Here is a 23,419-nt window from a genome sequence, read left to right on the forward strand (position 1 = left end):
ACGGCCCGTGGCCCAGAACGGTCCCGCGCCGGGGGACGGCTCCGTGCCCCGGAACGGTCCCGTGCCGGATGACGGCTCCGGGCCCCCAGCACGGCTGCTCCCCACCCCACAACGGCCGTCTCGGTGCCGTAGAACGGCTCGAGGTCGCAGCAACGGGCCAGGGCCGTGCGACGGAGTGCCGCACAAAGCCGGGCGGGTTCGGGGACAGCCAGGGGCAGGGATCAGGCTGTGGAGACCACCTGGAACGCTTCCGCGTAGCGGCCGGAAGGGAGGCCGGCCTGTTCGGCCCAGGTCGCGAAGCGGGTCTTGATGAAGTCGATGAAGCCCTCCACATGGGCGATCTGGCTCACATGTGACTGCAAGGCCGCGAGCTTGCGGTCCATGGCCTCGGTGATGTCCACCCAGTGGTCGGGGTTGGGGCCGCCGGTGAGCCAGACCTCGCGTACGGTCCAGTCTTCCAGGCCCTCGGCCCTGAGCAGTTCGGGAAAGGCGTAGGGGTTGCGGGCGTCCGGGTAGACGGCGTCGAGGGCGGAGCCGCCGACCGCGCGGTGGTCGGGGTGGCTGGGGGCGACGTGCTGGTAGTTGCGGTCGGGATGGTGGGTGATGACCAGATCGGGCCGGACCTGGCGGATCACACGGGAGATGTCGCGCCGGAGCTCCAGCGAGGGCACGACCTGTCCGTCCGGGTAGCCGAGGAAGCGCACGTCCGTGACGCCGACGGCCTTGGCGGCGGCGCGCTGCTCGGTCCTGCGGAGCTCGGCCATGCCGGAATTGTCCAAGGTGCGCTCGTTGCCGCCCGCGTCCCCATCCGTGACCAGCAGGTACGTGACCTCGATGCCCCTGTCCCCGAACAGCGCCACGCTTCCGGCGGCGCCGAAGTCGACGTCGTCCGGATGGGCGGTGACCACGAGAACCCGGTTGATCTCGGCTTCCGGCAGCATGGCTCCCCTTTCCGTTGTCCACGAAGGACAACCGCACGGCCCTTCGGCGGCATTCCGGTCAACGATTGTCGGCGGCGCGTCTTAACCTAGGTAGGTGCCGACCCAAGTCTCTGTTGACCACCCCTTGCTCGACGGCCTCAACCCACAGCAGCGCGAGGCCGTGATTCATCATGGCAGCCCGCTGCTCATCGTGGCAGGGGCGGGATCCGGGAAGACGAGGGTGCTCACGCATCGCATCGCCTACCTGCTGGCCGAGCGGGAGGTCCATCCGGGAGAGATCCTGGCGATCACGTTCACCAACAAGGCCGCCCGCGAGATGAAGGAGCGCATCGACAAGCTGGTCGGGCCGCGTTCCAGGGCGATGTGGGTGATGACGTTCCACAGCGCCTGCATGCGCATCCTGCGGCGGGAGGCCAAGCGGCTGGGGTTCCCGTCGAGCTTCTCGATCTACGACCAGGCCGACTCGCAGCGGTTGATGGCGATGGTCTGCAGGGAGATGGAGCTCGATCCGAAGCGCTACCCGCCGCGTTCGTTCTCGGCGCAGGTCAGCAACTTCAAGAACGAGCTGGTCGACTACGAGACCGCGCTCGACAAGGCGGGCTCGCACCTGGAGAAGACGCTCGCGCAGGCGTACAAGGCCTATCAGCTCAAGCTGACCGAGGCCGGCGCGATGGACTTCGACGACATCATCATGAACACGGTGACGTTGTTCCAGCTGTTCCCCGAGGTGGCCGAGCACTACCGGATGCGGTTCAGGCACGTGCTGGTCGACGAGTACCAGGACACCAACCACGCCCAATACATCCTGATCAGGGAGCTGGTGGGGCATCCCGAGCTGCGCACGGCCGACGGCGACGTGGTGCGGTCGGGAGCCGACCAGTCCGAGCTGTGCGTGGTGGGCGACGCCGACCAGTCGATCTACGCCTTCCGCGGCGCGACGATCCGCAACATCCTGGAGTTCGAGCGCGACTATCCCGACGCCCGCACGATCCTGCTGGAGCAGAACTACCGCTCCACCCAGAACATCCTGGCGGCCGCCAACGCGGTCATCGCCCGCAACGAGTCGCGCAAGCCCAAGAACCTCTGGTCCGACCAGGGCGACGGGCCCAAGATCGTCGGGTACGTCGCCGACAACGAGCACGACGAGGCCATGTTCGTGGCCCAGGAGGTCGACCGGCTCAGCGACGAGGAGGACGTCAAGCCGGGCGAGGTCGCGGTCTTCTACCGCACCAACGCCGCCTCCCGCGTGTTCGAGGAGATCTTCATCCGCACCGGCCTGCCGTACAAGGTGGTCGGGGGCGTGCGCTTCTACGAGCGCAAGGAGGTCAAGGACCTGCTGGCCTACCTGCGCGTGCTCGCCAACCCGGCCGACGTGGTGTCGCTGCGCCGCATTCTCAACGTGCCGAAGCGCGGCATCGGCGACCGCGCCGAGGCGATGATCGAGGCGCTGTCGACGCGCGAGCGCATCTCGTTCTGGGACGCGCTGCGCCGCGCCGACGAGGCGTACGGCATGGCCACGCGCTCGCTCAACGCCGTGCGCGAGTTCGTCGCGCTGATCGAGGAGCTGATCGCCAAGGCGGAGGGCGTGCCGCCGTCGGCGCTGGCCGAGGAGGTGCTGGTGGCCACCGGCTACCGCGCCGAGCTGGAGGCCTCGGAGGACCCGCAGGACGAGTCGCGGCTGGAAAACCTCAACGAGCTCATCTCCGTCGCCTCCGAGTTCGAGGAGGCCAATCCGGAGGGCACGCTGGTCGAGTTCCTGGAGCAGGTGTCGCTCGTGGCCGACGCCGACCAGATCCCCGACGCGGACGGCGGTCAGGGGGTGGTCACGCTGATGACCCTGCACACGGCCAAGGGGCTGGAGTTCCCGGTGGTCTTCCTGACGGCCATGGAGGACGGCGTGTTCCCGCACATCCGCTCCCTCGGCGAGCCCAAGGAGCTGGAGGAGGAGCGGCGGCTGGCCTACGTCGGCATCACCCGGGCGCAGAAGCGGCTCTACCTCACGCGGGCGGCCGTCCGGAGCTCCTGGGGGGCGCCGTCGTTCAACCCGGCCTCGCGGTTCGTCAACGAGGTGCCGGGGCAGCTCATCGACTGGCGCACTGACCCGGAGAAGTCGGCCTGGAGCGCGGCCACCCGTCGCGAGCCCGCCGCCCGGCCGGCGCCCGCCAAGAGCGGCGGGCGCAAGGTGCCCTCGCTGGCGCCCGGCGACCGGGTGACGCACGACGCGTTCGGGCTGGGCACGGTGGTGTCCGTGGACGGGGTGGCGGAGAAGACCAAGGTCAAGATCGACTTCGGTAGTGGTGGGGAGAAGACGCTGCTGCTGGCGTACGCGCCGCTCGAAAAGCTCTGACCAGCCCGGCACCGCAAGCCCGGCGAGCCTGGTTCGACAAGCTGCGACGAGCCCGGTGCGACGGACGGGCCGCGGTGCGAAAGGCTCCGACGATGCCGGTCGGGCCCCGTTTGACGGGGCCCGAACCGGGGCGGGTCAGCTCTTCAGGGCGCTGCCCTTCTTCCACTGGGTCCAGTTGAGCTGCCAGTAGCTCCAGCCATTGTTCCACTGGAGCTTGCGCTTCGTTCCGGTGATCTTGACGACGTCGCCGCGCTGGGCGATGTCATAGAACCATTTGGCCCCGGCCGGGGTGGCCCGGACGCAGCCGTGGCTCTGGTTGGAGCGGCCGAGGTACTGGTAGTAGCCGGCGCTCTGGTGCACGTACTCGCCGCTGTCGGAGATCCGGACCGCCCACGGGATCTCCTCCTTGTAGTAGCGCGGGTCCTTGGGGTCGGTCACGCCCATCCAGGAGGAGGTCATGGTCTCCATGGCCTTCTTGCCCATGGTGAGGTGCACGCCGCTGGTGGTGAGGTAGACGTCCACGCCGTTGCGCACGAGGCCGCCGCGGCCGGCGCTGATCGGGATCTTCTTGGCCAGCTTGCCGTCCCGGTAGACCCGCATCTGGTGCTTGCGGGTGTTGACCACGGAGACGTTCTGCGTGCCCACGGCGAAGCGGCGGGAGACGTCCTTGGCGCCGGTGTTGCCGGGCAGTTGCGACAGGCGCGCGGTGAAGAGCACCTTCTGGTGGGGCTTCCAGTACGTCTTGGTGCGGTAGATCACCTTGCGCTTCGACACCCAGCGCCAGGCGCCCTCGACCGGTTTGTCCGCCTGGACCTCGAGCAGTGCCTCGACGGCCGCCTTGTCCTTCACGTCGCGGTCGAACGTGACGATGATCGGGAAACCGACGCCTACCTTCTCGGTCGTCTCGCTCATCGGCGTGATGTCGGCGATGTCGAGCGTGACCTTCTTGGCCGGGGCCGCGACGGCTGCCGCCTGCGCGACCCGTACGACCGGGGGTTGCGCTTGCGGGACGTGGGCGCTCTCCGCCGCGCAGGCCGTCAGGGCAGCCAGCGCGACCAGGGCCGGCAGCATCCGGGGGACGCGATTCAAGGGGATTCTCCTGGACTATGTGGTTTTCTCCTCTATGTGAGACAACTGAGGCCAGGGAATCATGGGCGGACAGGGGATAACTATCGCGTAACAGTGTGATCCCGCACGAATACGGTCCGTCCGGCGGGGAAGCGCGGGGGGGTCAGACCAGGCGGCGGGCGGTGGCCCAGCGGGAGAGCTCGTGGCGGTTGGAGAGCTGGAGCTTGCGCAGCACCGACGAGACGTGCGTCTCCACCGTCTTCACCGAGATGAACAGCTCCTTGGCGATCTCCTTGTACGCGTACCCCCGCGCGATCAGCCGCAGCACCTCGCGCTCCCGCTGCGTCAGCGAGTCGAGCTCGGGGTCGATGGAGGGCGCCTCGGAGGAGGCGAACGCGTCGAGCACGAAGCCCGCCAGCCGCGGCGAGAAGACGGCGTCGCCCTCGGCCACGCGCCGGATGGCGTCCGTCAGCTCCTTGCCGCTGATGTTCTTGGTCACGTAGCCCCTGGCACCGCCGCGGATCACGCCGATGACGTCCTCGGCCGCGTCGGAGACCGACAGGGCGAGGAAGCGCACCTGGGAGCCCGAACCGAGCACGCGGCGCAGCACCTCCTGGCCCCCGCCCCCGGGCATGTGGACGTCGAGCAGGACCACGTCGGGCTGGTGCGCGGCGATCGCCTGGACGGCCGTCTCGACGTCCTCGGCCTCGCCCACGACCTCGATCGAGTCGCCCAGTTCGGCCCGCACGCCGGAACGGAAGAGCCGGTGATCGTCGACGATCAACACGCGCGTCATGCCTTCTCCACCTTCATCGTCAACATCACTTCGGTGCCGTCACCCACCGAGGTGCGGATCCTGGCCGCGCCTCCGTGGCGTTCCATTCTCCCGATAATGGACTCCCTGATCCCCATCCTGTCCAGTGGCACCGCGTCGAGGTCGAAGCCCTTGCCCCGATCCTTCACGAAGATCGTGACCTCTTCGCCCTCCACCTCGGCGTAGACGGAGATGGACGGGCTCTCAGAATATTTGGCCGCGTTGACCATCGCCTGCCGGGACGCCTTGAGCATGGCGGCCAGCTTGCCGGCCGGGTCGAGGGCGATGTCGCCGACGCAGACGACCTCGATGGGCACGCCGTGGGCGTCCTCCTCCTCGGCCGCGATCCTGCGTACGGCGGCCGCGACCGTGGCGTCGGCGTCCTGGGCGGGCTGGTAGAGCCAGTTGCGCAGCTCGCGCTCCTGGGAGCGGGCCAGCCGGGAGACCTCGCGCGGGTCGTGGGCGACGCGCTGGATCAGCGTCAGCGTGTGCAGCACCGAGTCGTGCACCATGGCGGCCACCTCGGCGCGCTCCTCCTGCCTGATGCGCTCGCGCCGCTCCAGCTGCAGCTCTTTCCACAGGCCGGCCAGCCAGGGCGCGGCGATGACGGCCAGGCCGCCGACCACCACGACGGTGAACAGCAGACCGGGCCTGGCCTGGGCCAGCTCGCCCTGCGCGTAGAGGAAGCCGACCGCGCCGACCACGACGAGCGCCACGCCGAGCAGCGTGCGGACCCGGTTCTTCCTGATGCTGGAGGTGGCCCCCCGGACCCAGCTCTTGCGGCGTTCCGGGTCGGCCTGCTGCCAGAGGATCAGCGCGCCGATGCCGCCCACGGCGAACGGCAACATGCCGATCCCGCCCTGGGAGGCCCCCGTGAGCCAGCCGAACGCGAACAGCGCCACCCCGATCGCGCTGAACGCCGCGAGCTGGCTCCAGTCCCGCTGCGGCGGCTGTCCCTCGTGCGGCTGGCGCGGCGTGATCATCCAGAGCACCGCGTACGCCACCATGCCGACCCCGTCGACCACGCTGAGCAGCACGAACATCAGCCTGATCACGACGGGGTCGAGTGAGAGCTGTGTGGCCAGCCCCTGGGCGACACCGCCGAGCAGGCGGCCCTCCATGGGGCGCATCATGCGCCGGTAGGGCGCGTCGCCGGTCGGCTCGGCGAGAGTCTTCTGGTCAGCCATAACATTGCTCATCGTCACATGTCGGAGGACCGCGGGCATCAGGGAACAACCCCCGGGTCGGGTCAGGGGTGTCCCGGATGCGGGCGCACCGCGCGTAGGTCCACGATAGGTGGCATGACAGAAGCTCCGCCCAGAGAACCGGCCGCCCCGCCCCGGGTGCTGCGACGCAGCAGCGAGGGGCGCTTCCTCATGGGCGTGTGTGCCGGGCTCGGACGGCACACCGGCATCGACCCCGTGGTGTTCCGCGTGGGCTTCGCCGTGCTCCTGCTCGGCTCCGGCATCGGGCTGTTCCTCTACATAGCGGCGTTCCTGCTGATGAAGGAGCCGAACGGCAAGCCCGGACTCATCGAGCAGTGGACGCGCCGCGACTTCGACGCCGAGACCGTGATGGCGCTGCTGACGGCGGTGCTGGCGTTCGGGCTGGCGCTCAACCTGGCGACGGTCTGGCTGGACGTCGGCACGCTGGTGGTGGGCGTCCTGCTGGCCGTCGCCCTGCTGGCGGCTCACTCCAGCGGAGTGGATCTGCTCGGGCTGGCCCGCTCGATGCCCGAACGGCTGAACAGGCGGCCGAACGCCGCCGCCACGGCCCACGACGCGCCCCCGCCGGTCACGACCGCGGCAGGTGCCGCGGAGCCGACCGTGAAGCCGGCCGCGGAACCGACCGTGAAGCCGGCTGCGGAGCCGATCGTGGAGCCGATCGTGGAGCCGGCGGGGGAACCCACCCAGCGGGCCGCCGTCCGGGAGGTCGCCCCCGAAGCTCCGGAGCCTCCTCAGGCTCCTCAAGCACCACATGCCCCGCAAGCCCCGAACGCCCCTCAGGCCCCTCAGGCTCCGCCGGCCCCCGTGGACGAGCCCGTCGAGGACGTCAAGGCGACCGCGCCGCACCCCGTCCCGCCGTACCGGCCGCAGCCGAGGACCCGGGTCGACTACACCCCGTACGGCGAGCCCTTCGCCCCGCACGGTCCCTACCAGCCGCTCGACCCGGCCAGGCGGGCAGGGGCGACCGGCTACTCGCCGTACGACCCGGCGCTGTACGGCCGCACGCTTCCCAGGACGGAGCCCAGGCAGCGCCGCCCGAAGTCGTTCATCGGCGTCATCACCTTCCTGCTGGCAATCATCATTGGAGGGATCGTCGTGGCGGTCCAAGCCAGGTCGGCCGCGGGCGTGAGCCCGACCGTCGTCGGCGGCGCCATGCTCATCACGATCGGCGCCGGGCTGCTGGTGGCCGCCTGGTGGGGCCGCGGCGCCGGGCTGGTGGCCGCGGGGACCACGATCGCGCTCATGGTGGGCGTCGGCATGATGGTCGGCGGCGTGCCGCGCACCGTCGGCGAGTCGCAGTGGATGCCGACGAGCGTGGCGGAGGCGAGCAGGCTGTACGACGCGGGCATCGGCGACGGCCGGCTGGACCTGTCGGAGCTGAAGCTGGAGCCAGGGGCGACGGTGACGTTCAGGGCGTCGTTGACGATCGGCGAGCTGGTGGTGATCGTGCCGCCCGAGGCGCGGGTCGAGGTGCACGCCACCAACAAGGTCGGCGACATCAAGCTCGAACACACGCTCAGGGGAGGCATGGACGTGCGGCTCGACAAGGTGCTGCAGCCGGAGATCGAGCCGGACGGGAAGGTCTCCACGATCGTGCTCGACCTGAAGGGCGGCGTCGGCGACATGGAGGTGCGGCGTGCCGCGTGACGAGGTCGAGCGGCCGCGGCGCCTGCACAGGACGGACTGGATGGCCCTGCTCAGCGGTGTGCTGTTCGTCGTTCTGGGCATCCTGATTGTGACACGCGCGATCACGGATCCGCTGGTGCTGATCGGGGTCGTGGTGCTGGGATTGGCGTTCGCGGGGCTGGTGGCGATCATTGCCAAGGTGTTCCGTCACAAATAACCCTTGACCGGGAAAAACACCGGCGTAGGTTCGGGTGTGTCCGCCGATCCCCTGCTCCTGAGGGAGGACATATGCCCCGAATCACCGTCACCGTCGACGGGATAGCGTACGAGGAGGATGTGGAGCCGCGGCTCCTCCTCGTCCATCTCCTACGAGAAAAGCTCGGCAAGACCGGCACCCCGGTCGGCTGCGACACCAGCAACTGCGGCGCCTGCACGGTCATGCTCGACGGCGCGAGCGTCAAGAGCTGCTCCGTGCTCGCCGTGCAGGCCGACGGCTGCGACGTCGTCACGATCGAGGGCCTGGGCGTCAACGGGTCGATGCACCCGATGCAGCGGGCCTTCCACGAAGAGCACGCGCTGCAGTGCGGCTACTGCACGCCCGGCATGGTCATGGCCGCGATAGACCTGCTCAGGGACGACCCCGAGCCGTCGGAGGAGGCGATCAGGCAGGGCCTGGAAGGCAACCTGTGCCGCTGCACCGGCTACTGCAACATCGTCAAGGCCGTACGCAGGGGCGCTCAGGAGATGGGGCGGACGGTGAGCGCGCCATGACCGTCGAGCAGGAAATCGGCCGCCCGAGGAGGCGGAAAGAGGACGCCAGGCTGCTCACGGGCCGCACGCGGTGGACGGACAACCTGTCCCGCGCGGGCATGCTGCACGTGATGTTCCTGCGCAGCCCGATGGCGCACGCCAGGATCACCCGGGTCGACGTGTCGGGGGCGCGCGAGCTGCCCGGGGTGGTGGCCGCGTTCAGCGGTCAGGACTTCGCCGCCGAGCAGGGCAGCCTGCCGTGCGCGTGGCCGGTCAGCGAGGACATCGTCATCCCCGACCACCCGCCGATGGCGGTGTCGGAGGTCCGGTACGTCGGCGAGGCCGTGGCCTGCGTGGTCGCGACCGACCGCTACCGCGCCGCCGACGCCCTGGAGGCGATCGACGTCGAGTACGACCCGCTGCCGGCGGTCCTCGACATGACCGAGGCGCTGATGGACGGTAGCCCGAAGGTGCACGAGGCGGGCAACAGGGCGTTCCACGTCAAGATCGAATCAGGTGACGTCAAGGCCGCCTTCAGGGACGCCCCGGTCGTCATCGACCGGACGTACGTGCAGCAGAGGCTGATCCCGAGCGCGATGGAGCCGAGGGCGGTCCTGGCCGACACCGACGGCGACTCGTTCACGATGTGGTCGGCCACGCAGATCCCGCACATCCTGCGGGTCATGCTGGCGGTGGTGACGGGCATCCCCGAGCACAAGATCCGCGTGATCGCCCCCGACGTGGGAGGCGGGTTCGGCTCGAAGCTGCAGGTCACCGCCGAGGAGGTGCTCTGCCTGCTGCTCGCCCGCAAGCTGGGCAGGCCGGTCAAGTGGACGGAGTCCCGCTCCGAGGGCAACCTGACCGTGCACCACGGCCGCGACCAGATCCAGCACATCCGGCTGGCCGCCGACGCCGACGGGCGGCTGCGCGGGCTCCAGGTCGACCTGCTGGCCGACATGGGCGCGTACCTGATGCTGGTCACGCCGGGCATCCCGATGCTGGGCGCGTCGATGTTCAACGGCATCTACAAGATGGACGCGTACGAGTTCGGCTGCACGGGCGTGTTCACCACGAAGATGCCCACGGACGCCTACCGGGGCGCGGGCCGGCCGGAGGCCACGTTCGCCATCGAGCGGGTGATGGACGAGCTGGCCGCCGAGCTGCGGATGGACCCGGTCGAGGTGCGCAGGCGCAACTGGATCAGGCACGACGAGTTCCCGTACACCACGATCTCGGGCCTGACGTACGACTCGGGCAACTACGAGGCGGCCACCGACAGGGCGCTGGCGCTGTTCGGCTACGACAAGCTCCGCGCCGAGCAGGCCGACCGGCGTGACAGGGGCGACCCGGTGCAGCTCGGGATCGGGGTCAGCACGTACACCGAGATGTGCGGGCTGGCGCCGTCCAGGATGCTCGGCGAGGCCCGCTACGCGGCCGGCGGCTGGGAGCACGCCTCGGTGCGCATGCTGCCCACGGGCAAGGTCGAGGTCGTCACCGGCACCTCGCCGCACGGCCAGGGGCACGTGACGGCGTGGAGCCAGATCGTGGCGGACGCGCTCGGCGTGCCGTTCGAGGACGTCACGGTGCTGCACGGCGACACGGCCATCGCGCACAAGGGCATGGACACGTACGGCTCCCGCTCGCTGGCCGTGGGCGCCATCGCCGTCGTGAAGGCCTGCGACAAGGTCAGGGAGAAGGCCAGGAAGCTGGCCGCGCACCTGCTGGAGTGCTCGCCCGACGACCTGGAGTTCGAGGGCGGGGCGTTCCAGGTGCGGGGCACGGACCAGCGCAGGACCATCCAGGAGCTGGCCTACGCCTCGTTCACGGCGCACGACGTGCCCGACGGCGTGGAGGCGCGGCTCGACTCCGACGCCACGTTCGATCCGGAGAACTACTCCTTCCCGCACGGCACCCACCTGTGCGCGGCGGAGGTGGACACCGAGACGGGCATGGTCAGGATCCGCTCGTACGTGGCGGTCGACGACGTCGGCACGGTCGTCAACCCGCTGATCGTCGAGGGCCAGGTGCACGGCGGCATCGCGCAGGGCATCGCGCAGGCGCTGTTCGAGGAGGCCGTCTACGACGCCGAGGGCAACCTGCTGACCACCACGATGGCCGACTACCTGCTGCCGTCGGCGGCGGACCTGCCGGACTTCCAGCTCGACAGGACCGAGTCGCCGGCGACCAGCAACCCGCTGGGCGTCAAGGGCGTGGGCGAGACGGGCACCATCGCCTCGACCCCGGCCGTCGTGAACGCCGTCGTGGACGCCCTGCGCCCGCGCGGCATCCACGACATCCAGATGCCGTGCACGCCCGAACGGGTCTGGAGATCGCTGGAAGGAGAGAGGCGATGATCCCCGCGCGGTTCGACTACGTGCGTCCCGGGTCGGTGGCCGAGGCCTGCCAGGCGCTCGCCTCGGACGAGGACGCCAAGGTGCTGGCGGGCGGGCAGTCGCTGCTGCCGCTGCTGCGCCTGCGGCTGGCGTACCCCTCGACGCTGGTCGACGTGGGACGGCTGCCCGAGCTGAAGGGCGTGCACGACCGCGGCGACCACGTCTTCATCGGCGCGATGACGACGCACGACGAGGTCGTGCGCTCGCCCGTCGTGCGGGACGGCTGCCCGCTGGTGGCGCTGGCCGCGGCCACGGTGGCGGATCGGGCGATCAGGCACCGGGGCACGTTCGGGGGCTCGCTGGCCCACGCGGACCCGGCGGGCGACCTGCCGGCCGTGGTGCTGGCGCTGGACGGCGTGCTCGTGGCCAGGTCGGAGGAGGGCGAACGGGACATCCCGGCCGCCGACTTCTTCGTCGACTACCTGGAGTCGTCGCTGGCTCCCGGCGAGATCCTGGCCGGGGTGAAGCTGCCGAAGCTGGGCGCGGGCTGGGGCTTCCACTACGAGAAGTTCCACAGGACCGCGCAGGCATGGGCGATCGTCGGCGTGGCCGTCGCGCTCAAGCGGTCGAACGGGGCGATCGCCGAGGCCAGGATCGGCCTGACGAACATGGGGCCGACGCCGGTGCGGGCGCGCGCCGCCGAGGCAGCCCTGCGCGGCGTGGAGCTGGGCGACCAGGTGCGCCAGGCGTGCGAGGGGGCGGCGGAGGGCACCTCGCCGCCGTCCGACCTGCACGCGCAGCCCGACTACCGCCGGCATCTGGCCCAGGTCCTGACCCACCGCGCCGTGCGCGCGGCGTCGGGGTCGCCCTGAGCCCGTGACCCAGGGGGCGCCTCTTCCGGGGCGCCCCCGCCCGGACGTAGGGTCGCAACCATCGGGAAGGAGCGTATCGATGGCGATGCGGTTCGAGCACGAGTTCACTGTTCCGGTTCCCGTCGAGCAGGCGTGGGCCGTGCTGCTCGACGTCGAGCGGGTGGCGCCGTGCCTGCCCGGGGCCACGCTGGACGCCTTCGACGGCGACGGGTTCACCGGCAGGCTGAAGGTCAAGGTCGGCCCCATCGTGGTGACCTACAAGGGCACGGCCGCTTTCGAGGACGTCGACAAGGACGCCCGCTCGCTCACCATCAAGGCGTCGGGCAAGGAGGCCAGGGGTGCGGGCACGGCCTCGGCCACGGTCAAGGCGCGGCTGGCGGCGGCCGGCGACGCCACGACGGTGTCCGTGGAGACCACGTTCAACGTGACCGGCCGGCCCGCCCAGTTCGGGCGCGGCGTGATGGCCGACGTCGGGGGCAAGCTGATCGACAAGTTCGCGGCCAACCTGGCCGGGCTGCTCTCCGAGTCGACGGTCGAGCCCGCCCCCGTGGAGGAGACCGCTCAGAAGCCGCTCCAGGAGGAAGGGCGGCACCTGAGCGCGGTGCCGTCGCCCGAGCAGGACACGCATCCCGCGGGCACCCTGCGCACCTCGCTCACGCCGGACGAGGAGGCGCTCGACCTGCTGCAGATAGCGGGCCAGCCGCTGCTGAAGCGCCTGGCGCCCGTCGCGGGTGCGCTCGCGGCCCTGCTCGTCATCATTTGGGTGATTCGTCGTCTTACACGCTGATATTCAGCCAAATACTCCATCAAGTCCGGACACTTCCCGCAGCCTGGGGGAAGTCCCATTCCCGCAGGTGAATGCGACCAGCGGGGGGACGTGGCATGCCGGACTGCACCGTCGTCGTGATCTCTTACAACGACGCCACTCGCCTTCCCAGAGCCGTGCGTTCCGTGCTCGGCCAGTCGCTGCGCGACCTCGAGGTGATCGTCGTCGACGACGCCAGCACGGACGGCACGCCGGAGGTGGCGGCCCGGCTCGTGGAGGGTGACCGCCGCGTGCGGTACGTGCGCAGGAGGGTCAACAGCGGAGGCTGCGGCGCGCCGCGCAACGACGGGCTGGACGCCGCGACCTCGCCGTACGTGATGTTCCTGGACAGCGACGACGAGCTGCCCAGACACGCGTGCAAGAGCCTGGTCGGCGAGATCGAGCGGACGGGGGCCGAGTTCGTCTCCGGGCAGATCTCGCGGCTGCACGAGTCGAGCGGGAAGCTCAAGCCGTACTACCCGCAGTTGTTCGCCAGACGGCGGGTGGTGGCGGGGATCCGCGCCGAGCCCGAGCTGTTCCTCGACTGCTTCAGCACCAACAAGCTCTACGACGTGCGCCGGCTGCGCGAGCTCGGCCTGCGCTTCCCCGAGGACATCCACTACGAGGACCACGTCTTCGCGGCCGGGCTGTACGCACTCACGAGCAGGTTCGCGATCGTGCCGTGGGTGGTCTACCTCTGGCACCGGGCCCCGGCCAACGACTCGATCTCGCTCAGCATCGACGACATCGACAACGTGCGGCAGCGCGTCCGCGCGGCGCGGATGAGCGACGACATGCTGCGCCGGCACGGGGCGGCGGACCTGGTGCCGCACCGGCAGCGCCGGTTCCTGCGGCAGGACCTGCGGGTCTACCTCAACCCGCTGCCCGCGCGCGACCTGGTGTGGGTCAAGGAGTTCGCCTCGGTCGTGCGGCCGTACCTGGAGCAGATCCCCGGCGAGGTGCTGGACGGGATGGAGCCGCTGGAGCGGGTCTGCTGCCGGCTCATCCTCGACGACCGGGCCGAGGACCTGCGGGTGGCGGCGGGCTCGCTGACCGGGACGAGGGCCGCGCCGCGGGCGGCCGTGCGGCTCGGCGGGCGCACGTACTGGGGGACGTCGGTCGCGCCGGGCCTGGACATCACGGACCTGCGCCTGGCCGAGCTGCCCTTCTCCCAGGCCAGGCTCCGGCACGAGGTGTCGGACCTGCGCGCGGACGGCGAGCGGGCGCGGCTGGTGGTGCGGACGTACGACCCGTTCGGGGCGCTGCCGCTGGACTGGACGGCCTTCCTGCAGGTGGGCGGCCGGAAGATCCCGATCAGGCCGGAACCGTCGGGCGAGGGCGGCTACGTCAGCGAGGTCACCTTCACGCCCGCCGGCAAGTGCGAGCCCCGCATCGGCTTCACCAGGACCTCCGACGGGCACACCACGACCGACCGGATCATCGCCGACCCGCGCACCGAGCCGGTCGAGCTGCCCGGCGGCACGGTGACGGTCGAGGGGTACGCCGCGTACCTGTGTGTGCGGCCCGGCACGCGCTCGCGCCGGATCTGGCGGCGGGCCGCGCGGTGGGCCAGGCGGGAGCTGCTGCGGCGGGTCAGCACGCCGCGAGTCAAGCTGCGGGCGTACAAGCTGCTCATCAAGGTGGTGCCGACGCGGCCGGACCTGGCGCTGTTCGAGTCGGACGTCGGCAAGGGCTGCTGCGGCAGCCCGCGGGCCGTCTACGAGGAGCTGCGGCGGCGCTCGCTGCCGATCGACGTGGTCTGGTCGGTGGCCAAGGGGCGCGGCCACTTCCCGCCCGGCGCGCGGCTCGTGCGCCGGGGCAGCTGGGCCTACCTCTGGACGATGGCCAGGGCCGGGATCTGGGTGGACAGCCACGGCTTCCCCCTCGACTACCCGAAGCCGCGCGGCACCCGCTACCTGCAGACCTGGCACGGCCAGGGCATCAAGTCGATCGGGTTCGACGCGCCCGACCTGCGCTCCGACTTCGACCGGCCGCGGGCGCGCTGGCGGGCCGCGGTCGCGCGGTGGGACGCGCTGGTCGCGCCGAGCGCGGAGTTCACCCGGCTGTTCCTGCCGTCCAACGGGTACGCGGGCAAGGTCTACCGGTGCGGGACGCCCCGCTGCGACGCGCTGGTCAAGGGCGAGCCCGGCTCGGACGTGCGCGAGCGGCTGGAGATCCCGCGCGGGCTCAAGATCCTGCTGTACGCGCCCACCTACCGCGACTGGGGCAAGGGCAGCGGCCGGTCCGTACGCGCCGACCTGGAGCTGCTGGCCCGCGAACTGGCCGGCGAGTGGGTGCTGGTGCTGCGCACCCATCCGGTCGAGCGCTACGTCCCGCCCGAGCACCTGCGGCACTTCGTCCGGGACGCCGGTTCCTATCCGGAGATCAACGACCTGATGCTGGCCTCCGACGCGCTGCTGACCGACTACTCCTCGGTGATGTGCGACTACGCGATCACCGGCAAGCCGATGGTGTTCCTCATCGACGACTGGGACGAGTACCGGCTGTCGGAGCGTGGCGTCTACCACGACCTGCCCGCGATCGCGCCGGGGCCGTGCGTCACGACCACCGAGGAGCTGGTGAACGTCATCAAGCGGCTGCCCGAGATCCACGCGGCCTTCGGCGGCCGGTACGCGGCCTTCCGCGACCTGTGGTGCGCCGACGAGCGTGGCGACGCGTCCGCGCGCATCGTGGAGGACTTCTTCGCATGAACGTCGTCTTCGCCTGCCTCGACGCCGACACGCTGGGCGGTGTCCAGCAGGTGACCCACACCCTGGCCCAGGGGCTCGCCGGGCGCGGACACGAGGTGCACGTGATCGGCCTGGAACGCTCCCGCGCCCCGTTCCGGTACGTGGAGCGGCCGATGTACCGCCGCCACGTGACCGGGGCGGGGCGCCGGCTGAGGGGGCTGCTGGGCGGGATCGGGCCCGGCTACGCGATCATGACCACGCCGTCCGTGGTGGCCCGGCTGTCGGCGCTGCTGCCCCCGGCGCTGCGGCCGATCGGGCAGTACCACGGCTCGTACGACCACGCCCGCGGCTGCTGGCACCTCGGCTCGATCCGCCGCCACTACCCCGGCCTCGACCAGGCGGTCTTCCTCAGCGAGGACGACGCCTGGCTGTTCTCCGAGCACGCGCTGCTGCCCAACACCTGGACGCTGCCGAACCCGCTGCCGCACTGGCCGGAACAGGTCTCCTCGCTCCGCTCGCCCCGCGTGCTCGGCGTGGGCCGGCTGGAGGGGGTCAAGCGGTTCGACCGGCTGATCAGCGCGTTCGCCCGCTCGGGGGCGCCGCAGGAGTGGGAGCTGCACCTCATCGGCGACGGCTCCGAGCTGGGACGGCTGCGCGAGCACGCCTACCGGGAGGGGGTCGGGCACCGCGTGGTCTTCAGAGGGCTGGTGCCCGCCGAGCGCATGCCCGGCGAGTACCTGGACGCCTCCGTCGTGGGCCTGACGAGCGAGCATGAGGGTCTGCCCGTCGTGCTGCTGGAGGCCGCCGCGCACGGGGTGCCGTCGGTGGCGTTCGACGTGTCGGGCGGCGTGCGCTCCGCCGGGCCCGTGCCGGTGCCGCCGGGGGACGTGGACGCGTTCGCCTCCGTGCTGGGCGCCCTGACCTGGTCACCGAAGGAGCGGCGGCGGCTGGGCGTCGCCGCCCGCGCACGGGCCGAGGCGTTCCGCCTCGACCACGTGCTGGACGGCTGGGAGCGGCTCTTCGCCCACCTGGAGCGCTAGACCGGCTCGGTCATCTCCGTACGCTGCTGCGGCACGCCCGCCATGGACCGCTGGCCCGAGGTGAGCATGGCGGCCACGGGGCTGGGCTCGCGCAGCCGGTTGAGCCGGTCGCGCATCTGCTTGCGCATGCGGCTGTTCTTGCGCTTCTGCATGGTCTTCTGGGCGGCCGTCACGTGCTCCTTGGCCGGCTTGGGGGCGCCGCTCAGCTCGTACCCCATGGACTCCAGGCGGTCGCCGAGCATGTGCTCGCACAGCGACACCTCCCAGTCGTCCAGCCTGCCGGCCCAGGACCCGACGCGGCTGCGGGTGACCTCGCCGTGGGTGTTGCGGTGCCAGACCTTGTGCTGCGGCACCGCCACGCTGGCCGCCTCGCGCGGGGAGATCATCGACGGGGAGAAGTCCTCCTCCAGGAAGTGGCAGAGCTTCTTCAGCTCGGTTCCCGGGTCGTCGGTGAGGTCCTCGTAGCGCAGCTCGTAGTAGGTGTCCTCGCTCAGTGTGCGCTTGAGCCGGCCGCCCGCGTCGATGGCCTCGGCCCAGGTGGAGATGGCGTGGAAGGAGTCGAGCGTGTACCAGGGCATCTCCTTCAGCGAGGCCACGCAGTCGCGGCCGTCCCTGATGAGGTGGACGAACTGGGCGTCGGGGAAGAGCCTGAGCAGCATGTCGACCTGCTTGACGTAGCTGGGCCGCTTGTCCCCCCAGCGGGCCTTGTCGAACCGGTCCGCGTACATGCGGAAGGCCGTCCCGAACACCGAGCCGAGCGAGCCGGGGCCCTCCGCGACCTCCCTGACGAACTCGTCCTTGTCGATCTTGAGCTCGCGGAACTTGGTGCTGCGGTCGGTCGCGATCCACTGCGCCAGCGCGCGGCGGCGGGAGGTGACGCGCAGGTCGCCCCACGTGCGGCGGCGGTAATAAGCCGGGACGAGGAAGCGCGTCTCCGGCGGCACCGCCATGCGCGGGTGCGAGTGGAGCATCAGCTGGAGCATCGTGGTGCCGGACCGCGGACATCCGATGACGAAGACTGGCCGGTCGGACATTTCGTAGTAACCCCCGAAAACTTAGACGAGAACGTGCTCTCGGCTCTCCTGAGAGGAGGCGACGCCGTGCCTGCGTGTGAAGCGCCACATCCGGTAGACAAGGAAGATCTCGTTGACCAGCAGCAGCACGCCCGCCAGTGCGGCGAGCGGGATCAGCGCCCATGCCCCCGCGAGGGGCGCGACCACGAACACCGCCGCGTGGAACTCGATGCCGCTGATCAGGTGCGAGCGGACCCGGTGCCGGGCCAGGAACCTGTTGAGCCGCCTGGGGAAGCTGCGTGGCCGCCGCGTGCGCTCTGCGAGCGGCACCCGCTCCAGCGAATCGATGTGCGACATCCGCTCCAGCGGCTCGGCGTGCGGCACCCGCTCCAGTGGCTCCGTGTGCTCCTCGTCGGGCTCGGGCCCGCGCTCCCCCCGCTCCTCCCTGACGGCCTCGCGTACGCGCTTCATCTGCGGCGCGTTGACGTACCTGAACAGATCGAGCACGGCCACCGCCGCGCCGAGCAGGATGTAGTTGACATCCGACGTGAGGGCGTACTGGCCGTACGCCAGCCCCCCGGCGCACAGGACCACCCTGACGCGGTCCCCCACGTAGTCCAGCCAGAGGCCGAACGGCGTGCCCGTGCCCTTGAGCCGGGCGATTTTGCCGTCCACGCAGTCGATCATGAAGCTCAGATAGAAGACGACCGCGCCCGCTATGAGGTGGTTTGTCGCGAAACAGAGGGCGGACACCGCGCCGAGGACCAGCGAGAACACGGTGAGGCCGTTGGGTGTGATCTTGGTGCGGTTGGCGACGGGCAGGGCGACCCGGCAGGCGACCGGGTCCACGAAATACACGGTCCACCAGGAATCTCTCCGCTTGCGTGTCTCGTAGACGTCATCGAGCGAATAGGTCCTCATGGACTCCAGCATGACCACGTGGAGCATCCTGGCGGTCACTCTCTGGAACTACTGGGGGATGTCCATGCCGCTTCTTGACCAACCGGGCACGAAGAACCGCCACGCGGAGTTCGCGTCGCCGTCCCTGGCCCAGCCCTTGAGCACGAGGCCGCGCGTCTCGGCGCGCACCTGGAGGCGCCAGCTCGGCCCCCCGCCCACCAGGCGCCGGGTGTCGATGGCCGCGGTCACGCCGTGCCGGCCGGCGCGGCGCACCTCCAGCGGCACCCGGCGCCGGCCGTCGCTGAGCCACAGGTTGACCTTGTCGACCTTGCGGTCGACGCGGTGGATCGCGACCTTGCCGCGCAGGCGGTACTCCCCGCCGCTCCAGGAGCACTCCTCCACCCTGGCGATCAGCTTGAGCTCGTCGCGGGCGTCGAACACCTCGTCGGGGATGCGCAGCCGGCGGCGCCTGCGGAAGAACGGGTAGTCGCCGTACCACTCGGCGTCGCCCCGCCCGCGCGGCACGATGCGGGCGCTCTCCTCGCGGGCCCGCCGGAACGCCCGCACCTTGCGCAGCTCCCGCACCATGCCGTGCCTGAGCAGGTGCAGCTCCAGGCGGCGCAGTGACGGCGCGGTGGCCAGCGCCTTCGGGCTCAGCGCGGCCAGCCACGCGGCGCCCAGCTCCAGCAGCGGCCCGCTCTCGTCGCACGCCTCCAGCGCCTGGAACAGGAACAGGATGTCCTTCTCCAGCACCAGCGCGTCGAACCCGTCGAGCAGCTCGGGCGCCCGCTCGTCCAGGAAGGCGCGGACCGCGCGGATGGCCGCCAGCCGCTCCCACAGGTTGGGCAGCTCGGCCCGGCGCTGCGTGATCGAGGTCTCCCCCGCGTCGCGCTTGCGCCAGTGGTAGACCACGTCGCCGACCATGTCCACGCTGGTGGCCAGCACGTGCGCCTGCATGGCGACGGGCACGTCCTCGTAGATGCCGGCGGAGAACGCCAGGCCGCAGCGCTCCCAGAAGTCGCGCCGGTAGACCTTGTTCCAGACCGTGCGGTCCCGGATGAGCACCTGTTTGTCGGTGATGTGCGTGCAGAGCTGGGGTCTTCTGAACACCTTCTCGTGCAGGATCGACTCCTCCAGCACGCCGTCCACGAGCCGCCGCACCGCGCCGCACGCCACCTCGGAGCCGGTCTCCGCGAGCGAGCCGACCAGCCGCCGGTAGGCCTCGGGCGGCACGACGTCGTCGCTGTCGGCGAAGGCCAGGTACGTGCCCCTGGCCTGCCGGATGCCCAGGTTGCGCGCGGGCCCCGGCCCCAGGTTGCGCTGGCCGAGCAGGACGAACCGGCCGTCCCGCGCGACGAAGTCCTCGGCGACGCGCCTGCTGCCGTCGGTGGACCCGTCGTCCACCAGCACGACCTCGATGTCGTCCAGCGTCTGCGCGGCCAGCGACTTCAGGCATTCGGTCAGGTACGGCTCCACGTTGAAGATCGGGACGATCACGCTGAGCAGGGGGATCATGCCGCATCGCTCCTTGGCTGCGGGGACGGTTTCAGGGGCAGCATGCACCGGCCGCCCCCCTGATTCCGTCTCCCTGATCAGCTCTTTACCGGACGCGTAATCCGCTACGTTGAGGAGTAGCCCGTACACGATGAGTAAGGGGGAGCGGTGCTGAGAGACGTGATGGACGACGACCTGCCGCTCATGCGCCGGTGGCGCAACCATCCGCGCGTGCGGGCGGCCAGTTTCGATCCGCACGAGATCGGCGAGGAGGAGCACGCCCGGTGGTGGGAGGCCACCCGCGCCGACACCCGCAAACAGGTGCTGATCTACGACCACGAGGGCGTCGCCGCGGGTGTGGTGTCCTACTCGGGGTTGTCGTCCGAGGGCGGCTCGTGGGGCTTCTACCTGGATCTGGACGGCCTCGAACCGTCGGGCGCGCTGCTGCCGGCCTGGATCGGCCTGGAGCGGGCGGCCATCGAGCACGCCTTCGGGCCGCTCGGGCTGACCACGCTGCGCGGGGAGGTGCTGGCCTGCAACGAGCCGGTCAGGCGGCTGCACAGGCGGTTCGGGTTCGTGGAGGTGGGCGCCTACGTGCGCGACGTCGACGGCGTCCCGCGTGACGTCGTCGCCATCAGGCTCAGGAAGGAGCAGTCATGATCTCCATCGCGGGGCGGGCGATCGGGCCCGGCCATCCGCCGTTCGTCGTCGCCGAGCTGTCCGGCAACCACAACGGCAGCCTGGAGCAGGCGCTGGCCATCGTGGACGCGGTGGCCGACAGCGGGGCGCACGCGATCAAGCTGCAGACGTACACGCCCGACACGCTGACCATCGACTGCGACGCGCCCGCGTTCCGCCTGGGCGACGGGCACGAGCTGTGGGGCGGGCAGAGCCTCTACCGCCTCTACGAGCGGGCCCACACGCCGTGGGAGTGGCACGATCCGATCCTCCAGCGGGCCCGCGCGCGGGGGCTCATCGCGTTCTCGTCGCCCTTCGACGCGACGGCCGTGGAGCTGCTGGAGAAGCTGGGCGTGCCGGCGTACAAGATCGCTTCTTCGGAGATCGTGGACCTGCCGCTCATCCGGCTCGCCGCCGCCACCGGCAAGCCGCTGGTCATCTCCACGGGGATGGCGTCGGCGGGCGAGATCCACGCGGCGCTGGCCGCGGCCCGCGAGGCCGGGTGCACCCAGCTCGCCGTGCTGTCCTGCACGGCCGCCTACCCCGCCTCCCCCGCCGAGAGCAACCTGCGCTCGCTGCCGCTGCTGGCCGCGCTCACGGGCGAGGTGGTCGGCATCTCCGACCACACGCCGGGCATCGGGGTGCCGCTGGCGGCCGTGGCGCTGGGGGCCTGCCTGATCGAGAAGCACGTCACGAGGTCCCGTGCCGAGGGCGGGGTCGACGCGGCCTTCTCGCTGGAGCCGCCCGAGCTCGCGGCGCTGGTGGTGGAGAGCGGGCGGGCCTGGCAGGCGCTGGGCGAGGTGGCCATCGGGCCGCGGCCGTCCGAGCGTGAGGGGCTGCGCTTCCGCCGGTCCCTCTACGTGGTGCGCGACGTGCGCGCGGGCGAGACGGTGACCCCCGACAACGTGCGCTCGATCCGGCCGGCGGGCGGCCTGCCACCCGACGCGACCGCGGACGTGATGGGGCGGCGCTTCACCCGGGATGTCGCGTTCGGCACCCCGCTGAGCTGGGATCTCATCTGAGGAGAGCGCGGGCACGGGCTCTCAGGGGGAGCCGGCGCCGGCACGGAGGAGCGCGTCGGCGACGCGCTCCCTGCCCCTGCCGTCCACCAGGCCGCCGCCCCGCCTGCCGTGCTCCTCGCGGGCGGCGGGGTCGGCCAGCAGCCTGGCCAGCAGCTCCACGGCGGCGGGATCGGGCGCCGGTCCGAGACCGGCCGCGACGCCCCGCCCCACCAGCTCCTCATAACCGATGAGCTGGTTGCGGGCCACCCAGCTCAGCGCGGCCGGCACCCCGAGGTAGAGCAGCTCCCAGATCGCCGACCCCGCGGCGGTGACCACGAGGTCGGCCCCGGCCATGAGCTCGGGCAGGCGGTCGGTGGGCGGGATCACGGTGATCGGCCCGCCCGCCTCGAACGGCGCGGGGCTGACCACGGTGGCCTCGAACGGCACCCCGGTCTCCCGCAGCGCCCGCGCCCAGGCCGGGGCCACGCCCGCGCTGTCGGTGCCGCCGAAGAAGCACAGCACGCGCGGCACCTGGCCGGACTCCCGCTCCCCCCGGCATCGAAGTCGCCGCACGCTGTCGCGCAGGAGCACGTAACGGGCCCCGGCCAGGCGCGAGGCGGGGCCGGGGTGTCGCTCGGCGCCGAGGTTCTGGTCGAGGTAGAGGTCGGCGTCCTGGCCCAGCGGGTCGCCGTCCACGATCGCCAGCACGGCCAGGCCCGCCGCCCTGAGCGCCGCGCCCGTGCCGTCCGGCAGCCCGTACGAGTCGAGGACCACGGCGTCCAGCCGCAGCTCGCGGGCGAGCGCCGTCAGCCGGGACGGCCTCTCGGGAGCGGGCACGAGCGGCAGCCCGCGCTCCCGCAGCTGCGCCCGCCCCCACGCGGAGTCGCGCACCTCGCCCAGGAACACCACCGCCACGCCCCGCGCGCACAGCTCCTCGGCCAGCGCCACGCACCTCACCAGGTGGCCGACCCCGGTGCCGGTGCCCGCGTCGCATCGGAACCCGACCCGGATCACGCGTCCTGGAGCGCCTTCTGGCGTACGTGGGCGTTGAGCGCGCACACCTCCGGCCGCTCGCGCAGCCAGCCCACCAGCGCCGCGTACGGCGGGCAGCGGTCGCCCAGCGCGTCGACCACGCGGGAGATGAGCCGCCAGTCGTCCTCGGTGTCGAGCGTGACCCGCAGGTCACCGGCGGCCGGCTGGTAGGCCAGCCCGAGCAGCCGCGCGTCGCCCGGGTGCGTGTAGACGTAGGAGGTCACGTGGGTGCGGTGGAACCCTGTCGCCTCGGCGTCGGCCCGCGCCAGCGCGTCGCCGGAGACGATCTCCACGTCGAGCCCGCGCGGCAGCGTGCGCGCCAGGCTCGTGCTCAGGTAGCCGAGCCCCGGCACGGCGCGGAAGACCAGTGCCGCCTCCCTGATCACGGCGGGGTCGAGCAGCGGGCAGTCAGCGGTGAACCTCATCACCGCCTCCCCCTGCCGTCCGGCCAGCGCGCGCACGAACCTCGTCAGCACATCGTCCACGGGCCCGCGGTGCCAGGCGACGCCGAGCCGCCGGCACTCGGCGACCACCGCGTCGTCGGCCGCCTCGGTCGTGGTGGCCACCACGAGGTCGTCGAGCACGCCGGCCTCGCGCGCGGCGCGGACCACCCACCCCAGCACCGACCGGCCGCCCAGCTCGCGCAGCACCTTGCCCGGCAGGCGTGTCGAGCCCATCCGAGCCTGAACAATCCCGACAATCCGCACCGAAGCCCCATTCCCCCGTGTGACCGTGCGTGGTTTGACGATCGCGCTATGCTACCGGCTGCATCGCAGCATTACTTTGCGT

20 protein-coding genes are annotated in these 23,419 nt (G+C 71.3%); 11 read left to right on the forward strand and 9 right to left on the reverse strand.

The window, feature by feature from the left end; all coding sequences use genetic code 11:
• Nucleotides 1-221: 221 nt before the first annotated feature.
• The gene (locus FH608_RS04740) at nt 222-941 is read right to left on the reverse strand and encodes a PIG-L deacetylase family protein (RefSeq protein ID WP_139628608.1); all 720 of its coding nucleotides are present in this window, start codon (nt 939-941) and stop codon (nt 222-224) included.
• Nucleotides 942-1,035: 94 nt separating this feature from the next.
• Here FH608_RS04740 and pcrA point away from each other — a divergent pair, with 94 nt between their 5' ends.
• Nucleotides 1,036-3,288 (forward strand): DNA helicase PcrA, encoded by a 2,253-nt coding sequence (gene pcrA / locus FH608_RS04745; RefSeq protein WP_449867004.1) that lies wholly within the window; start codon nt 1,036-1,038, stop codon nt 3,286-3,288.
• A gap of 135 nt (nt 3,289-3,423) precedes the next feature.
• Here pcrA and FH608_RS04750 read toward each other — a convergent pair whose 3' ends face one another.
• The 3 genes from FH608_RS04750 to FH608_RS04760 form a co-directional block, all read right to left on the reverse strand.
• Complete coding sequence (locus tag FH608_RS04750; RefSeq protein WP_139628610.1) at nt 3,424-4,377, reverse strand: L,D-transpeptidase; 954 nt, start codon at nt 4,375-4,377, stop codon at nt 3,424-3,426.
• Nucleotides 4,378-4,519: 142 nt separating this feature from the next.
• The gene (locus FH608_RS04755; protein WP_139628612.1) at nt 4,520-5,152 is read right to left on the reverse strand and encodes a response regulator; all 633 of its coding nucleotides are present in this window, start codon (nt 5,150-5,152) and stop codon (nt 4,520-4,522) included.
• Entirely contained in the window at nt 5,149-6,357 is a 1,209-nt protein-coding gene (locus FH608_RS04760) for an ATP-binding protein (RefSeq protein WP_139628614.1), read from the reverse strand. The genes FH608_RS04755 and FH608_RS04760 overlap by 4 nt, the downstream gene beginning before the upstream one ends.
• Before the next feature lie 114 nt (nt 6,358-6,471).
• On the opposite strand from FH608_RS04760, the gene FH608_RS04765 reads away from it, so the two are divergent.
• From FH608_RS04765 to FH608_RS04800, 8 genes are all read left to right on the forward strand, one after another.
• A complete protein-coding gene (locus tag FH608_RS04765; protein ID WP_193318223.1) occupies nt 6,472-8,043 on the forward strand; it encodes a PspC domain-containing protein in 1,572 nt (523 codons plus the stop codon).
• Nucleotides 8,033-8,239 (forward strand): hypothetical protein, encoded by a 207-nt coding sequence (locus FH608_RS04770; protein WP_139628617.1) that lies wholly within the window; start codon nt 8,033-8,035, stop codon nt 8,237-8,239. Before FH608_RS04765 ends, FH608_RS04770 begins: the two co-directional genes overlap by 11 nt.
• Before the next feature lie 71 nt (nt 8,240-8,310).
• On the forward strand, nt 8,311-8,793 hold the full coding sequence (locus FH608_RS04775) for a (2Fe-2S)-binding protein (protein ID WP_139628619.1): 483 nt from the start codon (nt 8,311-8,313) through the stop codon (nt 8,791-8,793).
• Nucleotides 8,790-11,126 (forward strand): xanthine dehydrogenase family protein molybdopterin-binding subunit, encoded by a 2,337-nt coding sequence (locus tag FH608_RS04780; protein WP_139628621.1) that lies wholly within the window; start codon nt 8,790-8,792, stop codon nt 11,124-11,126. The genes FH608_RS04775 and FH608_RS04780 overlap by 4 nt, the downstream gene beginning before the upstream one ends.
• Complete coding sequence (locus FH608_RS04785; RefSeq protein ID WP_139628623.1) at nt 11,123-11,977, forward strand: FAD binding domain-containing protein; 855 nt, start codon at nt 11,123-11,125, stop codon at nt 11,975-11,977. Before FH608_RS04780 ends, FH608_RS04785 begins: the two co-directional genes overlap by 4 nt.
• A gap of 79 nt (nt 11,978-12,056) precedes the next feature.
• Nucleotides 12,057-12,764 (forward strand): SRPBCC family protein, encoded by a 708-nt coding sequence (locus FH608_RS04790; RefSeq protein WP_193318224.1) that lies wholly within the window; start codon nt 12,057-12,059, stop codon nt 12,762-12,764.
• A gap of 95 nt (nt 12,765-12,859) precedes the next feature.
• Nucleotides 12,860-15,493: a bifunctional glycosyltransferase/CDP-glycerol:glycerophosphate glycerophosphotransferase gene (locus FH608_RS04795; protein ID WP_139628625.1), complete on the forward strand. Its 2,634-nt coding sequence runs from the start codon at nt 12,860-12,862 to the stop codon at nt 15,491-15,493.
• Entirely contained in the window at nt 15,490-16,512 is a 1,023-nt protein-coding gene (locus FH608_RS04800) for a glycosyltransferase (protein ID WP_139628628.1), read from the forward strand. The genes FH608_RS04795 and FH608_RS04800 overlap by 4 nt, the downstream gene beginning before the upstream one ends.
• On the opposite strand, the gene FH608_RS04805 is transcribed toward FH608_RS04800, so the two are convergent.
• The 3 genes from FH608_RS04805 to FH608_RS04815 are packed head-to-tail and all read right to left on the reverse strand — an operon-like array spanning nt 16,509 to nt 19,940.
• On the reverse strand, nt 16,509-17,546 hold the full coding sequence (locus FH608_RS04805) for a sulfotransferase family protein (RefSeq protein WP_139628630.1): 1,038 nt from the start codon (nt 17,544-17,546) through the stop codon (nt 16,509-16,511). The genes FH608_RS04800 and FH608_RS04805 overlap by 4 nt on opposite strands.
• A gap of 21 nt (nt 17,547-17,567) precedes the next feature.
• Entirely contained in the window at nt 17,568-18,446 is an 879-nt protein-coding gene (locus FH608_RS04810; RefSeq protein ID WP_226898969.1) for a CDP-alcohol phosphatidyltransferase family protein, read from the reverse strand.
• A 48-nt stretch (nt 18,447-18,494) separates the two neighbouring features.
• Nucleotides 18,495-19,940 (reverse strand): glycosyltransferase family 2 protein, encoded by a 1,446-nt coding sequence (locus tag FH608_RS04815; RefSeq protein ID WP_193318225.1) that lies wholly within the window; start codon nt 19,938-19,940, stop codon nt 18,495-18,497.
• Nucleotides 19,941-20,087: 147 nt separating this feature from the next.
• Between FH608_RS04815 and FH608_RS04820 the strand changes: the two genes are divergently transcribed.
• Together FH608_RS04820 and pseI are read left to right on the forward strand one after the other, a co-directional pair.
• Nucleotides 20,088-20,579, forward strand: a complete 492-nt coding sequence (locus tag FH608_RS04820) for a GNAT family N-acetyltransferase (RefSeq protein ID WP_226898970.1) — start codon at nt 20,088-20,090, stop codon at nt 20,577-20,579.
• Nucleotides 20,576-21,619, forward strand: a complete 1,044-nt coding sequence (gene pseI / locus FH608_RS04825) for a pseudaminic acid synthase (RefSeq protein WP_139628634.1) — start codon at nt 20,576-20,578, stop codon at nt 21,617-21,619. The genes FH608_RS04820 and pseI overlap by 4 nt, the downstream gene beginning before the upstream one ends.
• Nucleotides 21,620-21,640: 21 nt before the next feature.
• Here the strand turns inward: pseI and FH608_RS04830 are convergent, their stop codons facing one another.
• Nucleotides 21,641-22,612, reverse strand: a complete 972-nt coding sequence (locus FH608_RS04830; RefSeq protein WP_139628636.1) for a PseG/SpsG family protein — start codon at nt 22,610-22,612, stop codon at nt 21,641-21,643.
• Nucleotides 22,609-23,337, reverse strand: a complete 729-nt coding sequence (locus FH608_RS04835; protein WP_139628638.1) for a cytidylyltransferase domain-containing protein — start codon at nt 23,335-23,337, stop codon at nt 22,609-22,611. The genes FH608_RS04830 and FH608_RS04835 overlap by 4 nt, the downstream gene beginning before the upstream one ends.
• Nucleotides 23,338-23,419 lie beyond the last annotated feature (82 nt).

It is taken from the genome of Nonomuraea phyllanthi (assembly GCF_006334985.2).
Classification (GTDB): domain Bacteria; phylum Actinomycetota; class Actinomycetes; order Streptosporangiales; family Streptosporangiaceae; genus Nonomuraea; species Nonomuraea phyllanthi.